The organism is Streptomyces sp. NPDC001493 (genome assembly GCF_053597235.1).
The window spans coordinates 221,569-242,835 of record NZ_JBSFHV010000005.1 but is presented as its reverse complement, the minus strand read 5'-3'; the positions used below and the strand labels follow the sequence as shown (position 1 = coordinate 242,835).

The 21,267-nt window shown below is 74.3% G+C and carries 17 protein-coding genes; 12 read left to right on the top strand and 5 right to left on the bottom strand.

Going from position 1 to position 21,267, the window contains the following annotated elements; genetic code table 11:
* The first annotated feature begins 24 nt into the window (after window positions 1-24).
* The 7 genes from ligD (at window position 25) to ACWCWD_RS10555 (ending at window position 8,973) form a co-directional block, all read left to right on the top strand.
* The gene (gene ligD, locus ACWCWD_RS10585) at window positions 25-942 is read left to right on the top strand and encodes a non-homologous end-joining DNA ligase (RefSeq protein ID WP_450771785.1); all 918 of its coding nucleotides are present in this window, start codon (window positions 25-27) and stop codon (window positions 940-942) included.
* A gap of 243 nt (window positions 943-1,185) precedes the next feature.
* Window positions 1,186-3,291: a PBS lyase gene (locus ACWCWD_RS10580; RefSeq protein WP_450771935.1), complete on the top strand. Its 2,106-nt coding sequence runs from the start codon at window positions 1,186-1,188 to the stop codon at window positions 3,289-3,291.
* Between the two features lie 126 nt (window positions 3,292-3,417).
* A complete protein-coding gene (locus tag ACWCWD_RS10575; protein ID WP_450771784.1) occupies window positions 3,418-3,768 on the top strand; it encodes a zinc-ribbon domain-containing protein in 351 nt (116 codons plus the stop codon).
* Window positions 3,769-4,045: 277 nt separating this feature from the next.
* Entirely contained in the window at window positions 4,046-4,618 is a 573-nt protein-coding gene (locus ACWCWD_RS10570) for an SH3 domain-containing protein (RefSeq protein ID WP_450771782.1), read from the top strand.
* 217 nt (window positions 4,619-4,835) lie between these two features.
* Complete coding sequence (locus ACWCWD_RS10565; protein WP_450771780.1) at window positions 4,836-6,215, top strand: FtsW/RodA/SpoVE family cell cycle protein; 1,380 nt, start codon at window positions 4,836-4,838, stop codon at window positions 6,213-6,215.
* Complete coding sequence (locus tag ACWCWD_RS10560; RefSeq protein ID WP_450771779.1) at window positions 6,212-7,690, top strand: penicillin-binding transpeptidase domain-containing protein; 1,479 nt, start codon at window positions 6,212-6,214, stop codon at window positions 7,688-7,690. The genes ACWCWD_RS10565 and ACWCWD_RS10560 overlap by 4 nt, the downstream gene beginning before the upstream one ends.
* A gap of 185 nt (window positions 7,691-7,875) precedes the next feature.
* Window positions 7,876-8,973 carry an amidase family protein gene (locus tag ACWCWD_RS10555; protein ID WP_450771934.1) on the top strand — a complete coding sequence of 366 codons (1,098 nt, stop codon included), beginning with the start codon at window positions 7,876-7,878 and terminating at the stop codon, window positions 8,971-8,973.
* On the opposite strand, the gene ACWCWD_RS10550 is transcribed toward ACWCWD_RS10555, so the two are convergent.
* Window positions 8,966-9,934 (bottom strand): hypothetical protein, encoded by a 969-nt coding sequence (locus tag ACWCWD_RS10550; RefSeq protein WP_450771777.1) that lies wholly within the window; start codon window positions 9,932-9,934, stop codon window positions 8,966-8,968. The genes ACWCWD_RS10555 and ACWCWD_RS10550 overlap by 8 nt on opposite strands.
* Window positions 9,935-10,036: 102 nt before the next feature.
* A complete protein-coding gene (locus ACWCWD_RS10545; protein WP_450771775.1) occupies window positions 10,037-10,966 on the bottom strand; it encodes an ADP-ribosylglycohydrolase family protein in 930 nt (309 codons plus the stop codon).
* A gap of 212 nt (window positions 10,967-11,178) precedes the next feature.
* On the opposite strand from ACWCWD_RS10545, the gene ACWCWD_RS10540 reads away from it, so the two are divergent.
* From ACWCWD_RS10540 to ACWCWD_RS10525, 4 genes are all read left to right on the top strand, one after another.
* Window positions 11,179-12,114: an AurF N-oxygenase family protein gene (locus tag ACWCWD_RS10540; protein WP_450771773.1), complete on the top strand. Its 936-nt coding sequence runs from the start codon at window positions 11,179-11,181 to the stop codon at window positions 12,112-12,114.
* A 116-nt stretch (window positions 12,115-12,230) separates the two neighbouring features.
* Window positions 12,231-12,506, top strand: coding sequence for a hypothetical protein (locus ACWCWD_RS10535; RefSeq protein WP_450771771.1), 276 nt, complete (start codon window positions 12,231-12,233; stop codon window positions 12,504-12,506).
* Between the two features lie 87 nt (window positions 12,507-12,593).
* Window positions 12,594-15,341, top strand: a complete 2,748-nt coding sequence (locus tag ACWCWD_RS10530) for an outer membrane protein assembly factor BamB family protein (protein ID WP_450771769.1) — start codon at window positions 12,594-12,596, stop codon at window positions 15,339-15,341.
* A gap of 174 nt (window positions 15,342-15,515) precedes the next feature.
* Window positions 15,516-16,919 (top strand): NlpC/P60 family protein, encoded by a 1,404-nt coding sequence (locus ACWCWD_RS10525; RefSeq protein WP_450771767.1) that lies wholly within the window; start codon window positions 15,516-15,518, stop codon window positions 16,917-16,919.
* A gap of 36 nt (window positions 16,920-16,955) precedes the next feature.
* Here ACWCWD_RS10525 and ACWCWD_RS10520 read toward each other — a convergent pair whose 3' ends face one another.
* A complete protein-coding gene (locus tag ACWCWD_RS10520) occupies window positions 16,956-17,795 on the bottom strand; it encodes an SDR family NAD(P)-dependent oxidoreductase (protein ID WP_450771765.1) in 840 nt (279 codons plus the stop codon).
* An 87-nt stretch (window positions 17,796-17,882) separates the two neighbouring features.
* Here ACWCWD_RS10520 and ACWCWD_RS10515 point away from each other — a divergent pair, with 87 nt between their 5' ends.
* Window positions 17,883-18,734, top strand: a complete 852-nt coding sequence (locus ACWCWD_RS10515) for a helix-turn-helix transcriptional regulator (protein ID WP_450771763.1) — start codon at window positions 17,883-17,885, stop codon at window positions 18,732-18,734.
* 90 nt (window positions 18,735-18,824) lie between these two features.
* Here ACWCWD_RS10515 and ACWCWD_RS10510 read toward each other — a convergent pair whose 3' ends face one another.
* Window positions 18,825-19,745: a hypothetical protein gene (locus ACWCWD_RS10510; protein WP_450771761.1), complete on the bottom strand. Its 921-nt coding sequence runs from the start codon at window positions 19,743-19,745 to the stop codon at window positions 18,825-18,827.
* A 256-nt stretch (window positions 19,746-20,001) separates the two neighbouring features.
* Window positions 20,002-21,237, bottom strand: a complete 1,236-nt coding sequence (locus ACWCWD_RS10505) for a styrene monooxygenase/indole monooxygenase family protein (protein ID WP_450771759.1) — start codon at window positions 21,235-21,237, stop codon at window positions 20,002-20,004.
* Window positions 21,238-21,267 lie beyond the last annotated feature (30 nt).

Here is a 21,267-nt window from a genome sequence, read left to right as displayed (position 1 = left end):
GGCGATTCGTGTGATTCTTATCGTATGACGCCGATCACGGAGGTGGAGGGGCGGCGCCTGGCGCTCAGCAACCTGGACAAGGTGGTGTACCCGGCCACCGGCACCACCAAGGGCGAGGTGCTGCACTACTACGCCGCCACGGTCGCGGGAGCGCTGCTCGCCCATCTGTACAACCGGCCCGTCTCCTTCCTGCGGTATCCGGACGGCGCGGAGGGCCAGCACTTCTTCTCCAAGAACCCGCCGCCCGGTACGCCCGCCTGGGTGCGTACGGCGCGCGTTCCGCACCGGGGGGAGCGGGAGGCGGCCCAGGTCGTGGTCCAGGACCTGGCCTCGCTGATGTGGGCGGCCAATCTGATGGTCGAGTTCCACACCCCGCAGTGGCAGGCGGACGCACCGGCCGTCGCCGACCGAATGGTCTTCGACCTGGACCCGGGCGCCCCGGCGAGCGTGGTCGAGTGCTGTGCGGTCGCCGGGTGGCTGCGCGAGCGGCTGGCGGCCGACGGGCTGCTCGCGTACGGGAAGACCTCCGGCGCCAAGGGCCTCCATCTGCTGGTCCCGCTGGAGCCCACCCCGTCCGACGAGGTGACGGCGTACGCGAAGAGGCTCGCGGTCGAGGCGGAGGCGGAGCTGCCGGATCTGGTCGTCCACCGGATGAAGCGGGATCTGCGCCCGGGGAAGGTGTTCGTCGATTTCAGCCAGAACGCGGCCGCGAAGACCACCGCCACCCCCTACACCCTCCGTGCCCGCCCCGAACCGACCGTCTCCGCGCCCGTCACCTGGGAGGAGATCGAGGCGTGCGGCGCCCCGGAGGAGCTGGTGTTCCTCGCGGGCGACATGGCCGCACGCCTGGAGACGTACGGGGACCTGCTCGGGCCGCTCATCAACCCGAACCGGGCCCGTCCGCTGCCCGCGGGCCGCCGGGGGCGCCGCCCCGGCGCGTGACCGCGCCTGCCCGGGGTGCGCGGGGCCGCCCGGCCGCCCCCACGCGCCGCCTCCAGGGCCTCCCGCACCACAGGTCTCCCACAGCCCCGCTCCCCGGCGGCGGGAAAGGCCCGTCCCCCGGGCGGACCACCGCCGACCTGGGGCAGACTCGGTGCGAGGCGGGCATGGGTCGTCCCGGGAACCAACTCCGGTCATGTGCCGTCGCAGCGGTTGAGCGTCGTGATCGGGGAGGGGATGGCCGGAGTGTTCTCGGGGATCGACGAGGTGGACTGGGCCTCGATGCACCATGCCTACGGACCGGCCGACGATGTTCCGGCGCTGCTGGCGGGGCTGGCCTCCGCGGACCCGGCGCAACGCGAACGCGCGCTGGACGGGATGTACGGCGCCGTCCACCACCAGGGCGACGTGTACGCCTGCACGCTCGCGTGCATCCCGTTCCTCTTCGAGCTGGTCGCCGACACCTCGGTGGCCGAGCGCGGCAGCGTCGTGGAGCTGCTGACCAGCATCGGCGGCATCGAACTGGACGAGGACGACGAGGACGAACTCGACGAGGACGAGATCGAGGGCGCCGCCAACTACGCCATGGCCGCGGCGGCCGTCTGCGCCGGTGCGGAGGCCTTCGTCCAGCTGCTGGACGACCGCGATCGCGGCGTGCGGCTCGCGGCTCCCCTGGCGCTCGCGACGCTCCACCCCGAACCGGAGCGATGTCTCGGGCTGCTGCGGAAGCGGCTGCCGGTGGAGCAGGACGAGGAGGTGCGGCTCGCACTGGTGGAGGCGGGCGGGCGCCTCGCGCTGCGCCACGACACGGTGGCCGACGCGGCGGCGCACTGGCTGAGCCGGCTCGCCATGCAGGAGTACGCGCCGGGCCTCCGGCTGGCGGCCCTCGCGCAGTTGGCGCGGTGCGCGCCCGGCGCGCTCCCCGTCGACATCGTGCCCAGGGTCGCCGCCCTGCTGCGGGACCTGCGCGCGGCGCACCCGCCGTCCGGCCCGGCCTCCCGGGCCGCCGCCGAGGCGGCCTCCCGGGAGGGCGCCCAGTCGCCGACCCTGATCGGCCAGTTGCGCGCCCTCCAGGCGGCGGAGGCGGCCGGGCGGAGCGCCCCCTGGGCCGCCGATCTGCTGCGCACCCTCCACGGGGCACTCGGCGACCGGGTGGAGGACCGGGTGGCGCTCCTGGCCGACCAGCTGTGCAGCCCGGACGAGGGGCAGCGGCTGGACGCGGTCCGGATGAGCGGCGGGCTGATCCGCGCGTGGCGGGGCCCGTACGACGAGGTGGTGCGGCTGGTCGGGGAACAGCTCGCCGAGCCCGATCCCCGGCTCCGCGAGGCCGCGGCGCATCTGCTGGCCGACGTGCACATACTCGCGGCCCCGGCCGCGGACGCGCTGGCGGCACGGGTGGCGGTCGCCCCCGAGAGCTGGGTCAGGCAGTGGGACCACGGGCAGCCCAGCCTCGACCCGGCGGTACGGGCGCTGGCCGGCATCGGCGACCCCCGGGCGGTGCCGGTGCTGGCCGCCGTCCTGGAGCGGCCGGGCGTGCCGCACAACCTCGGGCACGCCGTGGCGGCGCTCGGGCCGGCCGCGTCCCCGCTGGCCGGGGCGCTGCGCCGGAGACTGGCGGAGGCCGGGCCCGCGCCGTCCGGGTACGACGGCTCGATCGGGCTGATGGACGCCCTCGCCTCGCTGCGCGCGGACGAGGCGACGCCCGAGGTGCTGCGCGTCCTGCGGGGCGCGCGGGGGCCTTCGGCCTGGCACGTGCGGCAGTCGGCGCTGCGGGCGCTCGGCGCGTTCGGGCCGGGGGCGCGGGGCGCGGTCGGGGAGCTGGAGACGCTGATGCGCGGGCCGGACCCGCGCGGGGCGGTCGACGCGGCGAACACCCTCTACTCGGTCTCCGGCGACGTCGACGCGGTGCTCCCGGTGCTGCTCGACGGGCTGGCGGCGGCGGAGGGCCGCGATCTGCGGGCGGCGGCCGAGGCGCTGGGCCGCCTCGGCGGCAGGGCGGCGGTGGCCGAACCCCGGCTGCGGGCGCTGCTGGAACACGACGATCTCTGGGTACGGGTGGACGCGGCGCTCGCACTGTGCAAGGTTTCGGGGCGGTCCGCCGAAACGTGGCCGGTGCTGCTGGCCGCGTGGACGCAGAACGCGTACGTCCGCGTCCGGGTGGCGGACACGCTGGCGCGGACGGGGGCGGCTGCGGCAGGGTCCGGGGCGGCGCACGCCCTGCGCGCCGAGCTGTCCTCCGTACGCCGTCACAACGCCCGGGACGGCGGGTACTCCGGTACGGACGTCCAGGAGGACGAACGCCTGCTGACGCTGTGCCGGCAGGCGCTGCGCCACGGGAACGGCGTGGGCTGAGCCGGGCGCGCGGCCGGGGCGGCAGGACCACCGGGGTGCCGGACCGACCGGTGCGCCGCATCGCGGGGAGGCGGGCCGACGGACCCGCGGCACAACCGTACCGAAGGCAACAAGGAGAGACACGACATGATCATTTTTGGCACTCGGGGCTACCTGTACCAGCTGGCCGTCCTGACGATGGTGTGCGGCTGGTGCGGCAACCCGGCCGCGCACACCCTCCGCAAGCGGGTCACCAAGTTCACCCTGTTCTTCGTCCCGCTCTTCCCGATCTCCGTCAGGTACGCGACGCAGTGCACCTTCTGCGGCGGGGAGCAGAAGATAGCCAAGGAGCAGGCGGACGCCCTGCTGGCCCAGTACACGGCGGGCCCGGACGGTGCCAACCCCTTCGGCCAGGCGGGCCAGGCCGGCCACCCCGCCCAGCCGGGCCACGCCCCGCAGCAGGGCCAGGCCCCGGGCCAGAACCCCTACAACAGCTGAGGCGGGCACGCCACCGGGGCGCCGCGCTGCCGGCGCGGCACTCCGGCGGGGTCCGCGCGGCGGCCTTGCCGCACACCGGCGTACGGACTGCCGGCCGGGGCGCACGGACGGGAGCGGGCGGGCGGCGGATACACCCGGACGGCCCATCGGCCGTCCCCCGTCCGCGTACATCACCCAGAGCGACTCTATGCGTGCGTGACGTGACGAACCTAGCGTGCGGGGAGCGGCCCCCGGGTCGCGGCCCCGCACCTCGCCCCCCACGTTCTCTGGAGGCAGCATGTCCTCTTCGTCCCTCCGCCGCGTCGGTCTCGGTGTCGCCGCCGGCGTGCTCGCCGCGCTGACGGCCGCCGCCCCGACGTTCGCCGCCGGCCCCCTCCCCCAGCCGGTGGACCACCCGCACCACCACGTCATCGCCGCCGCCGACCCGGCCCCCGGCCACGGGCACGGACACCCCGCCGACCACGGGAGGCCGGCCGTCGACCCCCAGGCGAAGCCGGGCACCCCCCAGGCGAAGCCCTCCGACCCCCAGGTGAAGCCGGGTTCCCCCCAGGTGAAGCCGGGTGACCACGGGAGGCCGTCGACCGAGCCGCAGGTGACGCCCGCGGCGCCGAAGGTGACGTACCGGGGGCGGGTCATCGCCCGGCCGAGCCTGCTGCTCCGCGACCGCCCGACCCGCAGCAGCCGGGTCGTGGGCGAGGTGCCGTACGGCACGATCGTCGACATCTTCTGCAAGACCCGGGGCGACAGCGTGGACGGCAACGACCGCTGGTACCTGCTGACCAACGGCACCTGGGCCTGGGGTTCCGCGCGCTACATCGAGAACATCGGCGCGGCCCCCGACTGGTGCTGACGCACCTTCAAGCCCACGCACCTTCAAGCCCGCCCCTTCGCCGCACCCCCTCACCGCACACCCCTTCACCGCACGTCCGCCGCCCGGGCCGCTCGCCTCGCGAGGGCCCGGGCGGCGGCGCGTCCACGGTCGGCACCACCGGCGGTCCGGGACATTACCGCGAGCGCCGAACTATGACATAAGGGAAATAACCCCCCACGCTTGCTACGTTCCTGGCATGACCGCACCGACGGTGGACTCTCCCCCGCCCCCGCTCCGGCTGCCCAAACGGCGCGGCGTGGAGCTCTCCCTCCTCGTCGGGGCGGTCCTCATCTCCGTCTACGGCTACGCGGCGGTCGGCCTCGCCCACGACGACGCCGTACCGCCCGACGTCGCGGGTTACGGCGGGGGCCTCGGGCTGCTGGCGCTCCTCGCGCATCTGGCGGTCCGCTTCCGCGCCCCGTACGCCGATCCGCTGCTGCTGCCGATCGCCGTGCTCCTCAACGGGCTGGGCCTGGTGCTGATCTACCGGCTCGACCTGGAGACGCCCTCGGACACGGCGGCGCCCACCCAGCTGATCTGGTCGACGCTCGGGGTGGCGCTCTTCATCGTGGTGGTGGTGCTGCTCCGCGACCACCGGGTGCTCCAGCGGTACGCCTATCTCTCGGTCGCGACCGCGCTGGTGCTGATGATCGTGCCGATCTTCTTCCCGGCGGTGAACGGCGCCCGCATCTGGATCCGGGTCGGCGGGTTCTCCTTCCAGCCGGGCGAGTTCGCGAAGATCCTGCTGGCGGTGTTCTTCGCCGCGTACCTCGCGGCCAACCGCAACGCCCTGGCGTACTCGGGCCGCACGGTCTGGAAGCTCCAGCTGCCCACCGGCCGGGTGCTCGGTCCGATCGTGGCGATCTGGCTGCTGAGCGTCGGGGTCCTCATCCTCGAACGCGATCTGGGGACCTCGCTGCTCTTCTTCGGACTGTTCGTGATCCTGCTGTACGTGGCGACCGGGCGCATCGGCTGGATCGCGGTCGGACTGCTGCTCGCGGCGGTCGGGGCCTTCGTCGTCGGCTCGTTCGAACCGCATGTGCACAGCCGGGTGCAGGACTGGCTGGACCCCTTCGCCACCATCGACGCGGGTCGGGGGCCGAGCCAGCTGGCGCAGTCGCTCTTCGCGTTCGCCGAGGGCGGGATGCTCGGTACGGGTCTCGGGCTCGGGCACTCCGTCCTGATCGGCTTCGCCGCGAAGTCCGACTTCATCCTGGCGACGGCGGGCGAGGAGCTGGGCCTGGCCGGGCTGACCGCCGTCTTCCTGCTGTACGCGCTGATGGTGGCGCGCGGCTACCGGGCGGGGCTCGCGCTGCGCGACCCGTTCGGGCAGCTGCTCGCCGTCGGGCTCGCCTCGATCCTGGCGCTCCAGGTGTTCGTGATCGCGGGCGGGGTGATGGGGCTGATCCCGCTGACGGGCATGGCGATGCCGTTCCTGGCGCAGGGCGGTTCCTCGGTCGTCACCAACTGGATCATCGTGGCGCTGCTGATCCGGGTCAGCGACCAGGCCCGTACCCCGCGCCCGGGTCAGCCGGAGACCGGCGTCATTGCCCCGATCGTGGAGGACGAGCAGTGATCCGGTACATCCGGCGGGCCGCGGCCTTCTGTCTGCTGCTGTTGCTGGCGCTGCTGGCGAACGCGGCCCGCGTCCAGGTCTTCGAGGCCGACGAGCTGACCGCCAACCCCGCCAACCGCCGCAACACGATCGCCCGTTACGACCAGCCCCGGGGCAACATCCTGGTGCACACGGGCAGCGGCGACGCGACGGCCACCGTGACCGGTTCCAAGGACACCGGCGAGCAGCTCGCCTGGGAACGCACCTACCGCCACGGCCCGCTGTACGCACCCGTCACCGGCTACGCCTCGCAGACGTACGGCACCACCCTCATCGAGAACGCCGAGGACGACATCCTCTCCGGGACCTCCTCGCTGCTCGCCCCGCTGCCGCTCTGGAACGACCTCACCCGGGGCCGGCAGCCGGGCGGCGACGTGGTCACCACCGTCCGGGACGCGGTACAGCGGGCCGCGTTCGAGGGGCTGGCCGGGCGCAAGGGCGCGGTGGCCGCGCTGGAGCCGTCGACCGGGAAGATCCTGGCCCTGGTCTCCTCCCCGTCGTACGACCCCGAGCGGCTCTCCGGCACCGGATCGGCGGTGACCGACGCCTGGACGCGGCTCAACGCCTCGGAGAGCCGGCCGATGCTCAACCGGGCCATCCGGCAGACCTATCCGCCCGGTTCGGCCTTCAAGATCGTGACGGCGGCGGCGGCGCTGGACGCCGGGGTGGTGGACGACCCGGACGAGGAGACCGACACCCCGTCCCCGTACGTCCTGCCGGGCACGTCCACCGTGCTGCCCAACGAGTCGAGCGGCTGCGAGAAGGCGTCGCTGGCGGAGGCGATCCGGGTCTCCTGCAACACCGTGATGGCACATCTCGGGGTGGAGGTGGGCCTGGACGGGATGGTGGAGGCGGCGGGCGACTTCGGCTTCAACGACGACGGGCTGCGGATTCCGTCGGGGGTGGCGAAGAGCAACTTCGACACGGAGATGAGCGACGACCAGCTGGCACAGTCCTCGATCGGACAGTTCGACACGACGGCCACCCCGCTCCAGATGGCGATGGTCGCCGCCGCCGTGGCGAACGACGGCGAGATCGCCCGGCCGTACCTGGTGGACCGCACGACCAAGCACGACGGCGACACGGTGTCGCAGACCTCCACCCGCTCCTACCGGCGGGCAATGAGCCCCTCCACCGCCGTGCAGCTGCGGCGGATGATGGTCGACGTGGTGGAGAACGGCACCGGGACCAACGCGGCGATCGACGGCGTCACGGTCGGCGGCAAGACGGGCACCGCACAGCACGGGGTGGACAACACCGGGGCGCCCTACGCCTGGTTCATCTGCTGGGCGCAGTCGGAGGGTGCCGGCCGGCCGGAGGTGGCGGTCGCGGTGGTGGTGGAGGACGCGGCGGCGGACCGCGCGGACATCAGCGGCGGCGGCAGCGCGGCACCGATCGCGCGGGCGGTGATGGAGGCGGCGCTGGAGCAGGGGTGATTCGGGCAGCCGCCCCCCGATTCCGGGGGGGGCGGCGGCCCGGCCGATCCGGTGGCAGGCGTTCCGGGGACACCGCGTTCCGTGCGGGTGACACTGGTGCGGTGGACGGGGCGGACGCGGTGGAGGGGACGGGCGCGGTGGACGGGACGGGCGCGGTGGGGCGGGCGCTGGACGGAACGGGCGCGGTGGGGCGGGCGCTGGAGCGGATCGACGCACTCGATCCGTCGCTCGGCGCGTTCATCGAGGTGTGGCGTCGCGAGGCACTCGCCCGGGAGCCCGGTGCGGCCCTGCTGCCGCTGGGCGGGCTGCCGTTCGCGGTGAAGGGACCGGCCGGGCTCCACTCGTACGCGGCCCGGCGGCTGATCGCGGCGGGCGGGGTTCCGGTGGGCTCGACGGCGGTGCCGGGGCCGGGCACGTACTGGCAGACCTGGGGGCAGGGCGCGTACGGGAGGACCCGCAACCCCTGGCGGGCGGACCGGACCCCGGGCGGCTCCTCGGCCGGGTCGGCGGTGGCGGTCGCGGCGGGGATGGTCCCGCTCGCCACGGGCAGCGACGGCGCCGGGTCGGTGCGTCTGCCGGCCGCGTGGTGCGGGGTGTTCGGGCTGAAGACGACGAACGGGCTGCTGCCCTCGCCGGACCGTACGGGGCTCGCGTCGGCCGGGGTGCTGGCCGCGTCGGCGGCGGCCGCGGAACCGTATCTGCGCCATGTGCTGGACGGGTACGAGCCGGTGGCGGTGCGGCTCCCGGTGCCCGCCGTGCTGAGCATGGACCTGGGCTTCGCGGACGTCGATCCGGAGGTGGCCGAGGTGGTGCGGGCGGCGGTGGACCGGCTGGTGGCGGCGGGGGTGGTGCGGCTGGTGCCCGGCGGCTGCGCGCTGCGCGACCCGGCGCCGGCCTGGCTGGCCGTACGGGGCGGGGCGCCCGAGGACACCGTGGCGGTGGAGACCCGGCGCGCGAACGACCTCGTACTGGACGGCCTGTTCGCGCGTACGCCACTGCTGCTGACGCCCACCACACCCAACCGGCCGCACGGGCACGAGGGGCCGGGCGAGGTCTACTCGACCGCGCTGACCTGGGCGTTCAACCTGAGCGGGCATCCGGCGGCGAGCGTTCCCGCCGGGTTCACCGGGGACGGCTGCCCGGTCGGCCTCCAGTGGGTGGCCGACCGGGGCGCCGACGCGTGGCTGCTCGCGGCGGTCCGCGCGGCGGAGGGCGCGCTGCCCCGGGTGGGGCCGGCGGTCCTCCCCGGTCGCGGCGCCGGTGCCGGGAGGGGCACTACTTGACCGGCTTCAGCATCTCCTCGCGGATCTTCGCGGTCTCCGCCGCCGCCTTCTCCAGATCGACGTCCTCGGCGGCCACCAGCGCGTCCTCGACCCTCAGCAGCGCGACCATGGCGCCGGTGTTGTCGTCGCCCCACGCGCACATCGGGATGGCCGAGGTCGCGTCCCCGGTCCCCGTCTGCTGCACCTGACAGGTGACCGTGATGTCGTAGCCGTCGGGAGTGAACTCCTCGGCGGGCACCACCACGGTGTTCCCCTCGGCCCCGGCAGCCCCCTTCATGATGGAGTCGCGGGTGAATTCGGGGTCGGCGATGCGGCCGTACATCCCGGAGACGATGAGGACTCCGCCGTCCTCGGAACCGTACTGGGCGACGACGGCCTGCGCGTCGCGGATGCTGAGGTCCGGGGTGTCCTCGATGTCCGCACCGTCGGTGTCGGACGTGTCGCTGCTCAGGGTGAACTCCCCGTCCAGCAGGGTCTTCTGGACCACCAGCTTGTTCACGGCCTTCGGGTAGACGGCGTCGGTGCCCTTGTCGATGAGCTGCAGGACCCCGTAGGCGACCCCGCTGACCACCACCAGCGCGCCGACGAGGACGCCGACGATCAGCTTGACCGGCTTCTTGCGCGGAGGCTGGACCGGCCAGCCCGGCGCCGTCGGCTGCCCGGGTATCCCGGGCTGACCCCAGGCGGGCTGACCCCAACCGGGCTGACCCGCCCCGGGCTGACCCGGACCCGACTGGCCAGGACCGGGCTGGCCCCATGCGGGCTGCGGCTGCGGCGGGTTCGGGTAGCCGTACCCCGGCTGGGGCTGCTGCTGCGGGGCGTTCGGATACCCGGGCCCCGGCTGCTGCGGGAACGCGCCCGGCTGTTGCGGGGTTCCGGGGTACGGCGGGTACTGCGGCGACGGCTGGGACGGCGGCGTCGGAGGGCCGTAGGGGCCCGGCGGCGGGGGCGGCGTGGTCATGCGGCCCACGCTACGGCACCGGCCTGACAGGTCCCTGCTCAATATCCGGGAGCGGGCGGACCACCGGGCGGACCGATGGGCCGGCCCATGGGCGCCCCGCCGTCAGGCCGACTCCGGAAAGCCCGTCAACGGCTCCCGCTTCCGCAGCCATTCACCGGGCACCCGGCCGGTCCCGGTGGCCGCGCCGACCACCCCGCCGGCGATGGCACAGGTGGTGTCCACGTCTCCGAAGCCCTCGGCGGTCGCCCAGAGCGCCGCCTCCAGGTCGTCCGGGTGGCGGGCGGCGGTCCACAGCGCGAAGGGCACGGTGTCGTCCGCCCGGACGCGCTGCCCGTTGCCCAGGACGTCGGCGGCCCGCCAGGGTTCGGTGGTGAACGGCAGCCCGGCGGCCCGGCGCAGCCCGTCCCGTACGAGTCCCTCGGGGGTCCGCTCCGCGACGGCGGGGAGGGCGAGTTCGCCCCGGACCGAGAGGGCCGCCGCGACCGCCACGGCGACCGCGCCCGCGATCCCCTCCGGGTGGGCGTGCGTGACCTCGGCCTGGAGGCGCGCCTGCCGGGAGACGTGGTCCAGGTCCTCGTGGAAGCGCGCGCCGAGCGGGGCGACCCGCATGGCGGCGCCGTTGCCGAGGCTGCCGCCCTCGAAGAGGCCGGGGGCGAGGGTGCGCCAGTCGGCGGGTTCGGCGAGCAGTTGGGGCAGCAGCATGTGCATGCCGTGGCCGTATCCGCGCCCCTGGTCCGCGTCGAAGGTGAGGGCGAAGACGAGGGCCAGCCGGTCTTGGACGACTTCGCCGTGTCCGGCGAGGACCTGGTCGAGCGCGAGGGCCAGCGCGGTGTCGTCGGTCCAGTACCAGCGGGGCTCGGCGGGGGTCCGGCGTTCGGTGATCTCGCGGAGCGCCCGGCGGCGTTCGCGGAAGAGGGGGAACCAGCGTTCGCCGAACGCGTCGCCGAGAGCGAGTCCTTCGAGGCTGCGGCGGGCCGCTTCCGTTCCGGCCCGGGCGACGTCCGCCGGGCGGTGGGGCGAGGAGTTCGTCATGCGGCCATCCTCCCGACCCGCCCGCCCCCTGCCCACCGATTTCCCGCGCCCGCGAACCGGTTGACCAAACCACTCGCGCCGTACGGCAGTTGACGTGACGCACACCATGGAGAACCAGGCCGACAAGGAGGACCCGAGGGATTGACGGCCTTGCTGACAAGCAGTCCAATAAGAGGTGACCCCAGGTAACCCATGTGCGAGGTACCCCAGTCATGACGACAGTGAGCGAACACGACGTCCAGGTCCTCCGCGACGCGCTCGGCCCGCTCCGGGACCGCGAGCAGATCGCCGAGCGCCTGCTCGAATCCTCGGCCAAGCACTCCTTCGACCCCGAGACCGAGATCGACTGGAGCTCGGCGATCGAGGACGGCAAGTGGTTCTGGCCCCCCGAGCTGGTCTCCCTCTACGACACCCCGCTCTGGCGGAAGATGTCCGAGGAGCAGCGGATGGACCTCGCCCGGCACGAGGCGGCCTCGCTCGCCTCGCTGGGCATCTGGTTCGAGATCATCCTGATGCAGCTGCTGGTCCGGCACATCTACGACAAGCCGGTGACCAGCAATCACGTGCGGTACGCGCTCACCGAGATAGCCGACGAGTGCCGGCACTCGATGATGTTCGGCAAGATGATCGAGTGGGGCCGGGCCCCCACGTACCCGGTTCCGCGCGGCTACCACAACGTGGCCCGGGTCCTGAAGAGCGTGTCCACCACGCCGGGTTCGTTCGCCGCGACCCTGCTCGGCGAGGAGATCCTCGACTGGATGCAGCGGCTGACCTTCCCGGACGAGCGGGTCCAGACGCTGGTGCGCGGGGTGACCCGCATCCACGTCGTCGAGGAGGCCCGGCACGTCCGGTACGCACGCGAGGAGCTCCGCCGCCAGATGGTGACCGCCCCGCGCTGGGAGCGGGAGCTGACCCGGCTGACCTCGGGCGAGGCGGCCCGGGTGTTCTCCGTCTGCTTCATCAACCCGCAGGTCTACGAGAACGTCGGCCTGGACCGCCGCGAGGCGCTCGCCCAGGTCAAGGCGAGCGGGCACCGCAAGGAGGTCATGCAGTCGGGCGCCAAGCGGCTCACCGACTTCTTCGACGACATCGGCGTGATGAACGGGGTGAGCCGCAAGCTCTGGCGGAAGTCGGGGCTGCTGGCCTGAGGGAACCGGCCCGAGACCGTCCGGCTTGACCGGACGGCCTTCCGGTCGAGCGCCCGGCGGCCCGGCGGGTGGCCGCCCCGGGTGGCCGCCGGGGCCCGGTGAGCAAGACTGTCCGGGTGAGAAGCGAGAACACCCCCTTCGAGGGCGGTCCCCTGGACGGCCGGGTCCTGCCCGTCCTCACCGGCCTCACCGGCCACCCGCCCAAGTGGTACGTGGTGCCGGTGCCGGCCGAGGACGGCGGCCCGCCGGCCGTCCACGCCTACCGCCGCGTCCCGGCCGGGTACACCCCCCGGCTGCGCCTCCAGCGTGGCTGGCTGTACGAGTACGTCCCCGGCGGCCGGGAGCGTTTCCGCCCCAAGTGGCCCTGGACAAAGCCGAACAGCGGCGGCTGAGGCCCCGGGGCGGCCCGCTCGGTCCGGTACCGAACCCCCTAAGATCGGCGGTCAGGTGCCGAGGGACGGTCACGAGGGGGGTGCGCCATGGAGGCGCTTCGTCAGGACGATCCACGCCGCTTCGGCCCGTACACCGCGCTGGCCCGTCACCGCGAGACGGCGAGCGCGGTGAGTTATGTGGCGCGCGGCGCGGATGCCGAGGACCTGGTGCTGATCACCGCCGCCCGGCCTGCCCTCGCCGGGGTGCCCGCCTTCCGGCGCCGCTTCCAGGCCGAGGTCCGTACCGCCGAACGCCTGGCCGGCGGCTGGGTACAGCCACCCCTCGACATCACTGCCGTCACTGCCATCGCCGCCGTCACCGGCGTTCCCGGCGACGGCAGCACCGACCTTTCGCTCTCCGGTCCGGAGCGGCTCTGGACCGCCACCCGTTACCTCCCCGCGCTGACGCTCGCGGAGGCCGTCGCCGTCGGCGGGCCGCTGCCCGAGCGCGCGGTACGGATACTGGGCGCGGGCATCGCCGAGGTACTGGCCCGGGTGCACGCCACCGGCTCCGCCCTGCAGGGGCTCTCCCCGGACACCGTGCTGCTCGCCGCCGACGGGCCCCGGCTGACCGCCTTCGGCCCACTGGGCGGGGCCGCCGCCGCCGAGGCGCTGCCGGGCGGGCAGCTCTCCGTACGGCTCGGCTACCTCACTCCGGAGCAGGTCGCCGGCCAGGAGGTGGGCGCCGCCTCCGACCTCTTCGTGCTCGGGCTGCTGCTGGCGTACGCGGCGACCGGGGCCACCCCGTTCGCCGGGGGCCCCGCCGGGAGCACGGCGGACCGGATCGCCCACGGGGAGCCCGGACTCGGCGGTGTACCGGCCGAGTTGCGGGAGCTGATCGCCGGGTGCCTGGCGAAGGACCCGGGCGCCCGCCCGAGCGCCGCGTCCGTCGCGGCGTCGCTGGCGCTGGAGGGCGCCGCCGCGCTCGCCCGGAGCGGCTGGCTGCCGGAACGGCTCTCGGCGGCGGTGGCCGACCAGGAGGCGCGGGTGCGCGCGCTGGAGGCCCCGGACGGCCCCGGCTCCACGGACGGTCCCGACGCCGCAAACAATCCCGACACCACCGCCTCCGCCGAGGGCGGGTCGGCCACCCGGTTCCTCAACACCCGGCCCCGCGACGGGGAGCCGGACCACCCCACCACCCGGCTCGCCGCACTCCGCGCACCCTCCTCCTCGACCACCGGCCCGGCCCCCGCCCCCGAGCAGGCCCCGGCACCCGGCCGGGCCCTGGCGACCAGGCGGTCCGCCCCGCCCGCCCCGGCCGTCCCGCCGGGCGTTCCCGCCCCCGGCTCGCTGCTCCCCGCGCGCCGTCCCCTGGAGTCGCCGTCCGGCGGTTCGCTCGCCGCCCAGGCACCGGCCTCCCCGGCCTACCCGGTTCCGTACTCCGGCACCTCCCTGCCGGGCGGCGGCTCCCTGCCCACCGGTGCGGCGACCCCGCCGGTGCGGCAGCCCCCCGCGCCGGACCGGGCCTCGCTCTTCCCCACCCGCAGGTCGCTGCTGGCCACGGTCACCGCCGGGGCGCTGGGCCTCCTCGTCGGCGGGGTCGCGGTCGGCGCCCTCGGGACCGACGACGCACCCGCCCCGGTGGACGACGGGAAGCCCGAGCCGAGCAAGGGCCCCGCGCTGCCCGGGCAGCCTCCCGCCCTCACCTGGACGTACGCGCACCCGGCGTCCGAGGCGGAGCCGCTCACCGCCGCGCTCTGGCAGGACCGGCTGCTGGTGCTGACGAGCAAGGCCCAGGCGTCGGCGGTCGACCTCCGCACGGGCAAGCGGGTCTGGCAGCGCGCGGACGCCGCCGAGGGCCAGGCGGCGCTGGCCGCCGGGGACAGCCTCGTCTTCGTCGCGGGCCCGACCGCGTTCCTCTGGCTGTCGCCGGGGACGGGCGAGGTGGAGCACCGGGTGCGGTACGCGGACGGCTTCGCCGGCCTCCCCGGGCTCCGCGTCGGCAAGCTCACCGGGCAGTCGGGCTCCGTCGTCTGGTTCTCGGGCGCGCGGACGGTGACCGTGAAGGCCCCGAAGCCGGCCAAGGGCAAGAAGCCCGGCAAGGACAAGCAGGTCGTCCAGGCGTACTTCTTCGCGTACGACCTGGTGAGCCGCGAGGAGCTGTGGCGGGTCCAGGTGCCGGCGGGCCGGGGCGCGGCAGGCCCCGAGTACCGGCTGACGGCGGCCCGGCTGAACGACATCGTGGTGCGTCAGGACGCCTCCACCCTCACCGCCGACGATGTGCGCGCGGCCAAGGGCAAGGGCTCCTTCCGCTGTTTCGACCGGACGACCGGGAAGCTGCTCTGGACGAAGCAGTTCGGCGCGGTCAGCCCCTCCGGCGCGGCGGGCGGCGACGAGGAGGGGCGGCTCTTCGGGGCGGCCGGCGACGCTCTGCAGTCCTGGGACACGGACAGCGGCAAACCGCTGTGGCGGCTCGACGGAACCGGCCCGAAGTCGGAGTTCGGCACCCCGGTGGAGTCGGGCGATCTGATCGTCACCACCAACCGCAGCCAGGAGGTCGGCATGGTCGAACGCGAGACCGGCAAGCTCCTCTGGCTGCGCTCCACCGAGGTGCCGGTCGGCGGTGCCGCGCCCCTGGTCACCGTCACCGCGTCCGGCGACACGGTCCTCGCCTCGGACACCACGCAGGTGACGGCGTTCGACGCGCGGGACGGGCGGCGGCTGTGGAAGTTCCAGGACATCGGGGTGGCCGAACCCAGGGGCGCCGCCGTCACCGCCCCGTACCGGACGCTGACGGCCGGTCAGACCGCCGTCGTGCTGCGGGGCCGGGCCGTCTACGCGTTCCCCGTGGCCTGACGGGCGACGCCTCGGGCGTACCCCGCCGTACGGGGTGACGCGGGGCGCCACGCCGTGCGGTGCTTGCGTCGGCGGACCCCGAGTGAGCGGATAAATATGATTCGCACACTTTTAAGGGGTCGGTCCGGTCCGGCGTACGGACGACGGGCCCGCACCATCACCGGAGGTGATGACGTGTCAGGCAGGCTTCTGCGAGCGGTCTGCGCGACGGCGGTCCTGGCCGCCGTCGCCGCCCACGCCCCGGCCGGCGCCGGCCCAGACCCACGAGCGGCGCCCGAGCCCTCCACCCGGGACTCCTCGCGCGCCCCGAACGGCGATGCGAACGGCGATGCGACCGGCCCGGCGGCCCCCGCCCCGGCCCCCGGGGCGTCCGACGACCCGGCCCGCGAGGCGTCGCCCACTCCCGCCCCGTCGTCCAGCCCCACCCCGTCGTCCGTCCCTGCCTCGTCCTCCGCCCCCGCCCCGTCCCCCGGCGTGACCGTGGACGCCTCCGAGGCCCTCGCCGGCCGCGAGCCGTCCGCGTCCCCCACCCCCGACGCCGCCGCCCCCCAGGCCGCCCCCGCCCTGCTCACCGAACTCCAGACGCTCTTCCGGCGGATGGAGAAGGCCACCGAGACCTACAACGCGACCGACGAAAAGCTGGCGCGGCAGATGACCGCCACCCGGAAGGTGAACGACGACCTCACGCGGGCCCGGCGCACCCTGCGTTCCGGGCGTGCGGCGGCCGGGCGGCTGGCCCGGGAGCAGTACCGGGACCGGTCCGACTTCTCCGCGTACCTGCGGCTGCTGCTGGCGGACCGGCCGTCCGACGCGTTCGACCAGAGTCATGTGATCGCCCGTGCGGCGGCCGGGCGCGCGGCGACCGTGGACCGCCTGACGAAGGCCGAGAAGCGGGCCGGCGTCCTCGCGGTCGCCGCCCGCGAGGCGCTCGCCGAACAGCGGGCGCTCGCGGCGGAGCAGCGCGGGCAGCGCGACTCCGTACGGGCGGCGCTGGACCGCGTGGAGGCGCGCCTGGCCGAGCTCACGCCCGGCCAACTCGGCGCGGTCTCCGCCCTGGAGGACGACCGCGTGGACGCGGCGCAGCAGGACCTCGTCGCCTCCGGCGCCCTCAGCTCGACGCGCCCGCCGTCGTGGGAGGGCGCCGAGGCGGTGGCGTACGCGATCGAGCAGATCGGCAAGCCGTACGAGTGGGGGGCCGAGGGGCCGGACAGCTTCGACTGCTCCGGGCTCACCATGCGGGCCTGGGAGCACGCCGGGCTGACCGTCCCCCGGACCTCGCAGGAGCAGTGGGCCGGACTGCCCCGCGTCCCGGTCTCCTCGCTGCGCCCGGGCGACCTCGTCGTGTACTACCCGGAGGCCACCCATGTGGCGCTGTACATCGGCGACGGCCTGGTGGTGCAGGCGCCGAGGCCGGGGGCGCGGGTGAAGGTGTCGCCGCTGGCGTCGAACCCGCTGCTCGGCGCCGTACGCCCCGACCCGGAGGGCGTACCGCTCGGCACGTACACACGGCCGGAGTTGCCGGAGGGGGCGTCGGAGGGGTCCGACACGGGATACAGCGGGTCGACCGAGCCGGAGTGACGTGTTCGGGCCCGGTGCCCTCAAGCGCAACGCGCTTCAGACCGCCTGCATGCCGCCGTCGACCGGCAGGACCGCTCCGGTCACGTAGGAGGCGCGGTCGCTCAGGAGCCAGGCGGCGGCCTGGGCGATCTCGTCGGGCTCGGCCGCGCGGCGGAGCGGGGTGCGGGCGTTGAGGTGGTCGATGACGCCGGGTGAGGCGTCGTCCCACGCGCGCATCATCTCGGTCAGCGTGGTGCCGGGGGCGATGGCGTTGACGCGGATGCCCTCCGGGCCGTAGGTGGCGGCGGCCGATTCGGTGAGGCTGTTGACCGCCCGCTTCGTCGCGGCGTAGGCGGCGAGCGGGGGGTTGCCCCGGAAGCTGCCCACGGACGAGTTGTTGACGATCGCTCCCGTGCCGGCGGTGGCCCGGATGGCGGCGACCTGGGCGGACATCGCCAGCCACTGGCCCTTGAGGTTCACGGCGTAGACGTGGTCGAAGTCCGCCTCGGACACCTGGTCCATCGGGGCCGGGGGCACGCTGGTGGCGGCGTTGTTGAAGGCGACGTCGAGCCGGCCGTACACCTCGACCGCACGGTCGACGGCAGCCCGGACACCAACCCCGTCGGCAAGGTCGCACACGGCGTACGCGGCGGTGCCGCCGGCCGCCCGGATCTCCTCGGTCACCGCCTTGAGCTCCCGCTCGGTACGGGCCGCGAGCAGCACCCGGGCTCCTTCCCGGGCGAACAGGCGGGCGGCGGCGGCGCCGATGCCGCGACCGGCGCCGGTGACGAAGGCGACCTTCCCGGCGAGCAGGCCGCCGGAAGCGGAGGCGGCGGTGCCCGTGGTGGTGGTTGTGGTGGTCCCGGTGGAGTGCTCGATGTGCGGTGCGTCGTTCATGGCCCCGAGTCTGGGTCCGGGCCCGGAGCCCATCCAGGCATCAGCGGTACCTGGATGAGTCCCCGTCACGCGTGCAGACTGGGACGCGTGGACAGAGAAGAGCTGGCCGGTTTCCTGCGCGGCAGGCGCGAGCGCATCGCCCCTTCCGACGTGGGTCTGCCCGCCGGGCCGCGCCGCCGGACCCCGGGGCTGCGCCGCGAGGAGGTGGCGCAGCTGGCGTTCATCTCGACCGAGTACTACACCCGGCTGGAGCAGGCCCGCGGCCCGCACCCCTCGCACGAGGTGATCGACGGCCTGGCCCGCGCCCTGCGTCTGTCGGACGCCGAGTGCCACCACCTGCACCACCTCGCCGGCACCCCGCCCGGCCCGCCGGACGGACCCTCGCGGCACGTGCGGCAGAGCGTCCACGACCTCCTGCGGCGGCTGCCGGACACGGCGGGGATCGTGCTCTCCGCGACGTTCGAGGTGATCGCCTGGAACGATCTGGCGGTCGCCCTCCTGGGGGACTACTCCGCTCTGCCCCGGCGCGAACGCAACCTGGTGCGCCGGGCCTTCCTCGCTCCGCGCTCCCCGGACCGGCCGTTGCACGACCCGGCCGACGCGGAGGCGTTCGCCCGCGCGGCGGCCCAGCGCCTGCGCGCCGCCGCCGCGCGCTACCCCGGCGACCCCGAGGTCTCCAGCCTCGTCGCCGATCTCCTCTCCGGAAGCCCGGAGTTCGCCCGGCTGTGGGCCACTCACGACGTGCACGCCGAACCCGCCCTGCGCAAGACCGTCCACCATCCGCTGATCGGTCCCATCACCCTCGACTGCGACGTCCTCGACATCACCGACCGGGACCAGCACGTGGTGCTCTACACGGCCGAGCCCGGCTCTCCGGCACAGGAGGCGCTGAGGCTGCTGGCGGTGATCGGCACGCAGCGCATGGACGTACCGGGCTGAGCCACCGGGCCCCGAGGGTCGAAACGCCTCTCCGGCACCGGACCCGCCGCCCAGGCGGACGTGGGCGGACGCACGCCGAGCGGGCCGGCCTCAGTTCCGCGCTCTCGTCAACGTGTACAGGTCCCAGGAGTCCGGGTCGCCGATGTACTGGTAGACGGTGACCCGGCCCTCGTCGCCGCCCACCTCCCAGGGATCGTCGCCGTCCCAGCCGCACTCCGGGACGGTGACGACGATCCTCTGCCCCCACGGCCCTTCGCCGCGGTCGTAGGCCCAGGTGCCCCGGCCGGTGCACTGCTCCGCCCCCTCGGCCGTCCCGTCGTCGAACCAGGAGTCGAAGCCGGGGTCGGAGTCGGAGTCGGGGTCTGTGTCTGTGTCTTCGACCGCGACGGACTCCGCGCTGCCGTCCTCCGAGAGCGTCAGGGTCCCGCCCTTCCCGTCGGTCCATTCCCCCACCATCGAGGCGCGGGTGACGGCCGGCGGGGCGTACGTGTCGACCAGGCCGAAGTCGAGGGCCATGAGCCCGAGAACGCCGACGCTCAGCACCGCCAGAGTGCCCCACAGTGCGATCGGGCCGAAGAGTCCCTTGCGTGCGACCCGGGTGACGAGGCCGGCCCCGGCGAGGAGGACCGTCGCCGCGCACCACGCCGACGCCGCCTCGATCGGCCCGAGGTATCCGGTCAGGGCCGCGGCCGCCCCCAGCGGCGCGAGCACCGTCGCCAGCACCACCGGCACCCACCACCACGCCTCGCGGCCGCCGAACCTGCGCCCCAGCGCGTCACTCAGCCGCACGGCGGGGATCACGAGGGCCTGCGACAGTACGGCTCCGGCGAACAAGCCCGCCAGCACCAGGAAGGGCAGCATGAAGAACACCCCCAGGCCGTAGGACTGGGCGCTCGGGGCCTCCTGACCCTGCCCGTGAACCACGAAGAGGATGAGGGCGGCCACCGCCTCCAGGGTCATCACGAGCAGCGAGATCGCCGGCATGTCGTCGGACGAACGTTTCTGCCCCATGGAGGGCCCCCCTCGTGACGGGCGGGCGGCACGCCGGACAACGCGGCGCGCGGCACACCGGAAAAGCGCGGCACGCCCGGTGGGCGACTGCGTCTCCGCTCATCCTGCCAGGGAATTTGAACACGTTCAACATCGGGTCTCCCCCCGCTGCGACCAGGGCCGTCCGCAGCCGGACACGCAGCCGGACACGCAAAAGGCACCGGTCACCGACGGGTTGTCGGTGACCGGTGCCTTGGGCCTGGAGTTCCGGGTGGGGTCAGGCGCCCGCGACCGAAGCCAGGTACGCGTTCGTCTTCTCCGGCTCGAAGAAGAAGTTGTCGAAGTCCGCCGGGTTGTTGAAGCCGTTGGCGAAGCGGTCCGCGACCGGCGGCATCTGGCCGGCGGCGCCGATCAGGTTCAGCACGTGCTCCGGCGGGACGCCGAGCATGGCGTTCGTCCACTTCACCACGTGCTGGGCGGTGTCCCAGTAGCGGTCGAAGGTGGCCTGCATCCACTCCGCGTCGAACGCGCGGTCGCCGTGCTCGATGATCGACTCCAGGTACGCGTTGGCGCACTTGGAGGCCGAGTTGGAGCCCTGACCGGTGATCGGGTCGTTGGCGACGACCACGTCGGCCACACCGAGCACCAGACCGCCGCTGGGGAGCCGGCCGATGGGGTTGCGCACGGTCGGCGCGTAACGGCCGGACAGGGTGCCGTTGGCGTCGGTCAGCTCGACCTTGGTGGCGCGGGCGTACTCCCACGGCGTGAACCGCTCCATGAGCTCCAGCGTCTTGGCCAGGTGCTCCGAGGGGTCCTTGATGCCCTGGAAGACGTCGAGCGGGCCGCCCGGGATGCCCTCCCAGAACAGGATGTCCGCGCGCCCCGAGGTCGTCAGGGTCGGCATCACGAAGAGCTCGCCGACGCCCGGCACCAAGTTGCAGCGGACCGCGTCGAACTCCGGGTGCTCCGGGCGCGGGCCCATGCCGTGCACGTACGCGACGGCCAGCGCCCGCTGCGGGGCGTCGAACGGCGAACGCGAGGCGTCCCGGCCGAACATGGAGACCAGCTCGCCCTTGCCTGCCGAGACCATCACCAGGTCGTACGTACGGGAGAAGTAGTCCAGGTCCGAGACGGCCGCACCGTGGATGACGAGCTGGCCGCCGCGCTGGGCGAAGGTCTCCATCCAGCCGGCCATCTTCACCCGCTGGTCCACCGACTGGGCGTAGCCGTCCAGCTTGCCGACCCAGTCGATGACCCGCGAGGAGTCGGGACCGGCGACCGAGACGCCGAGGCCCTCGATCTTCGGGGCCTGGGTCTCCCAGAAGTTGAGCTGGTAGTCGCGCTCGTACTGGAGAGCGGTGTCGAACATGCACTGCGTGGACATGACCCGGCCGGTCCGGATCTCGTCGGCCGTACGGTTCGACATGAGGGTGACTTCGTACCCGCGCGACTGCAGGCCGAGGGCGAGCTGAAGTCCGGACTGGCCGGCTCCGACTATGAGTATCTTCCGCATGGGACGGTTCTCCGTTTACGTGGTACGTCG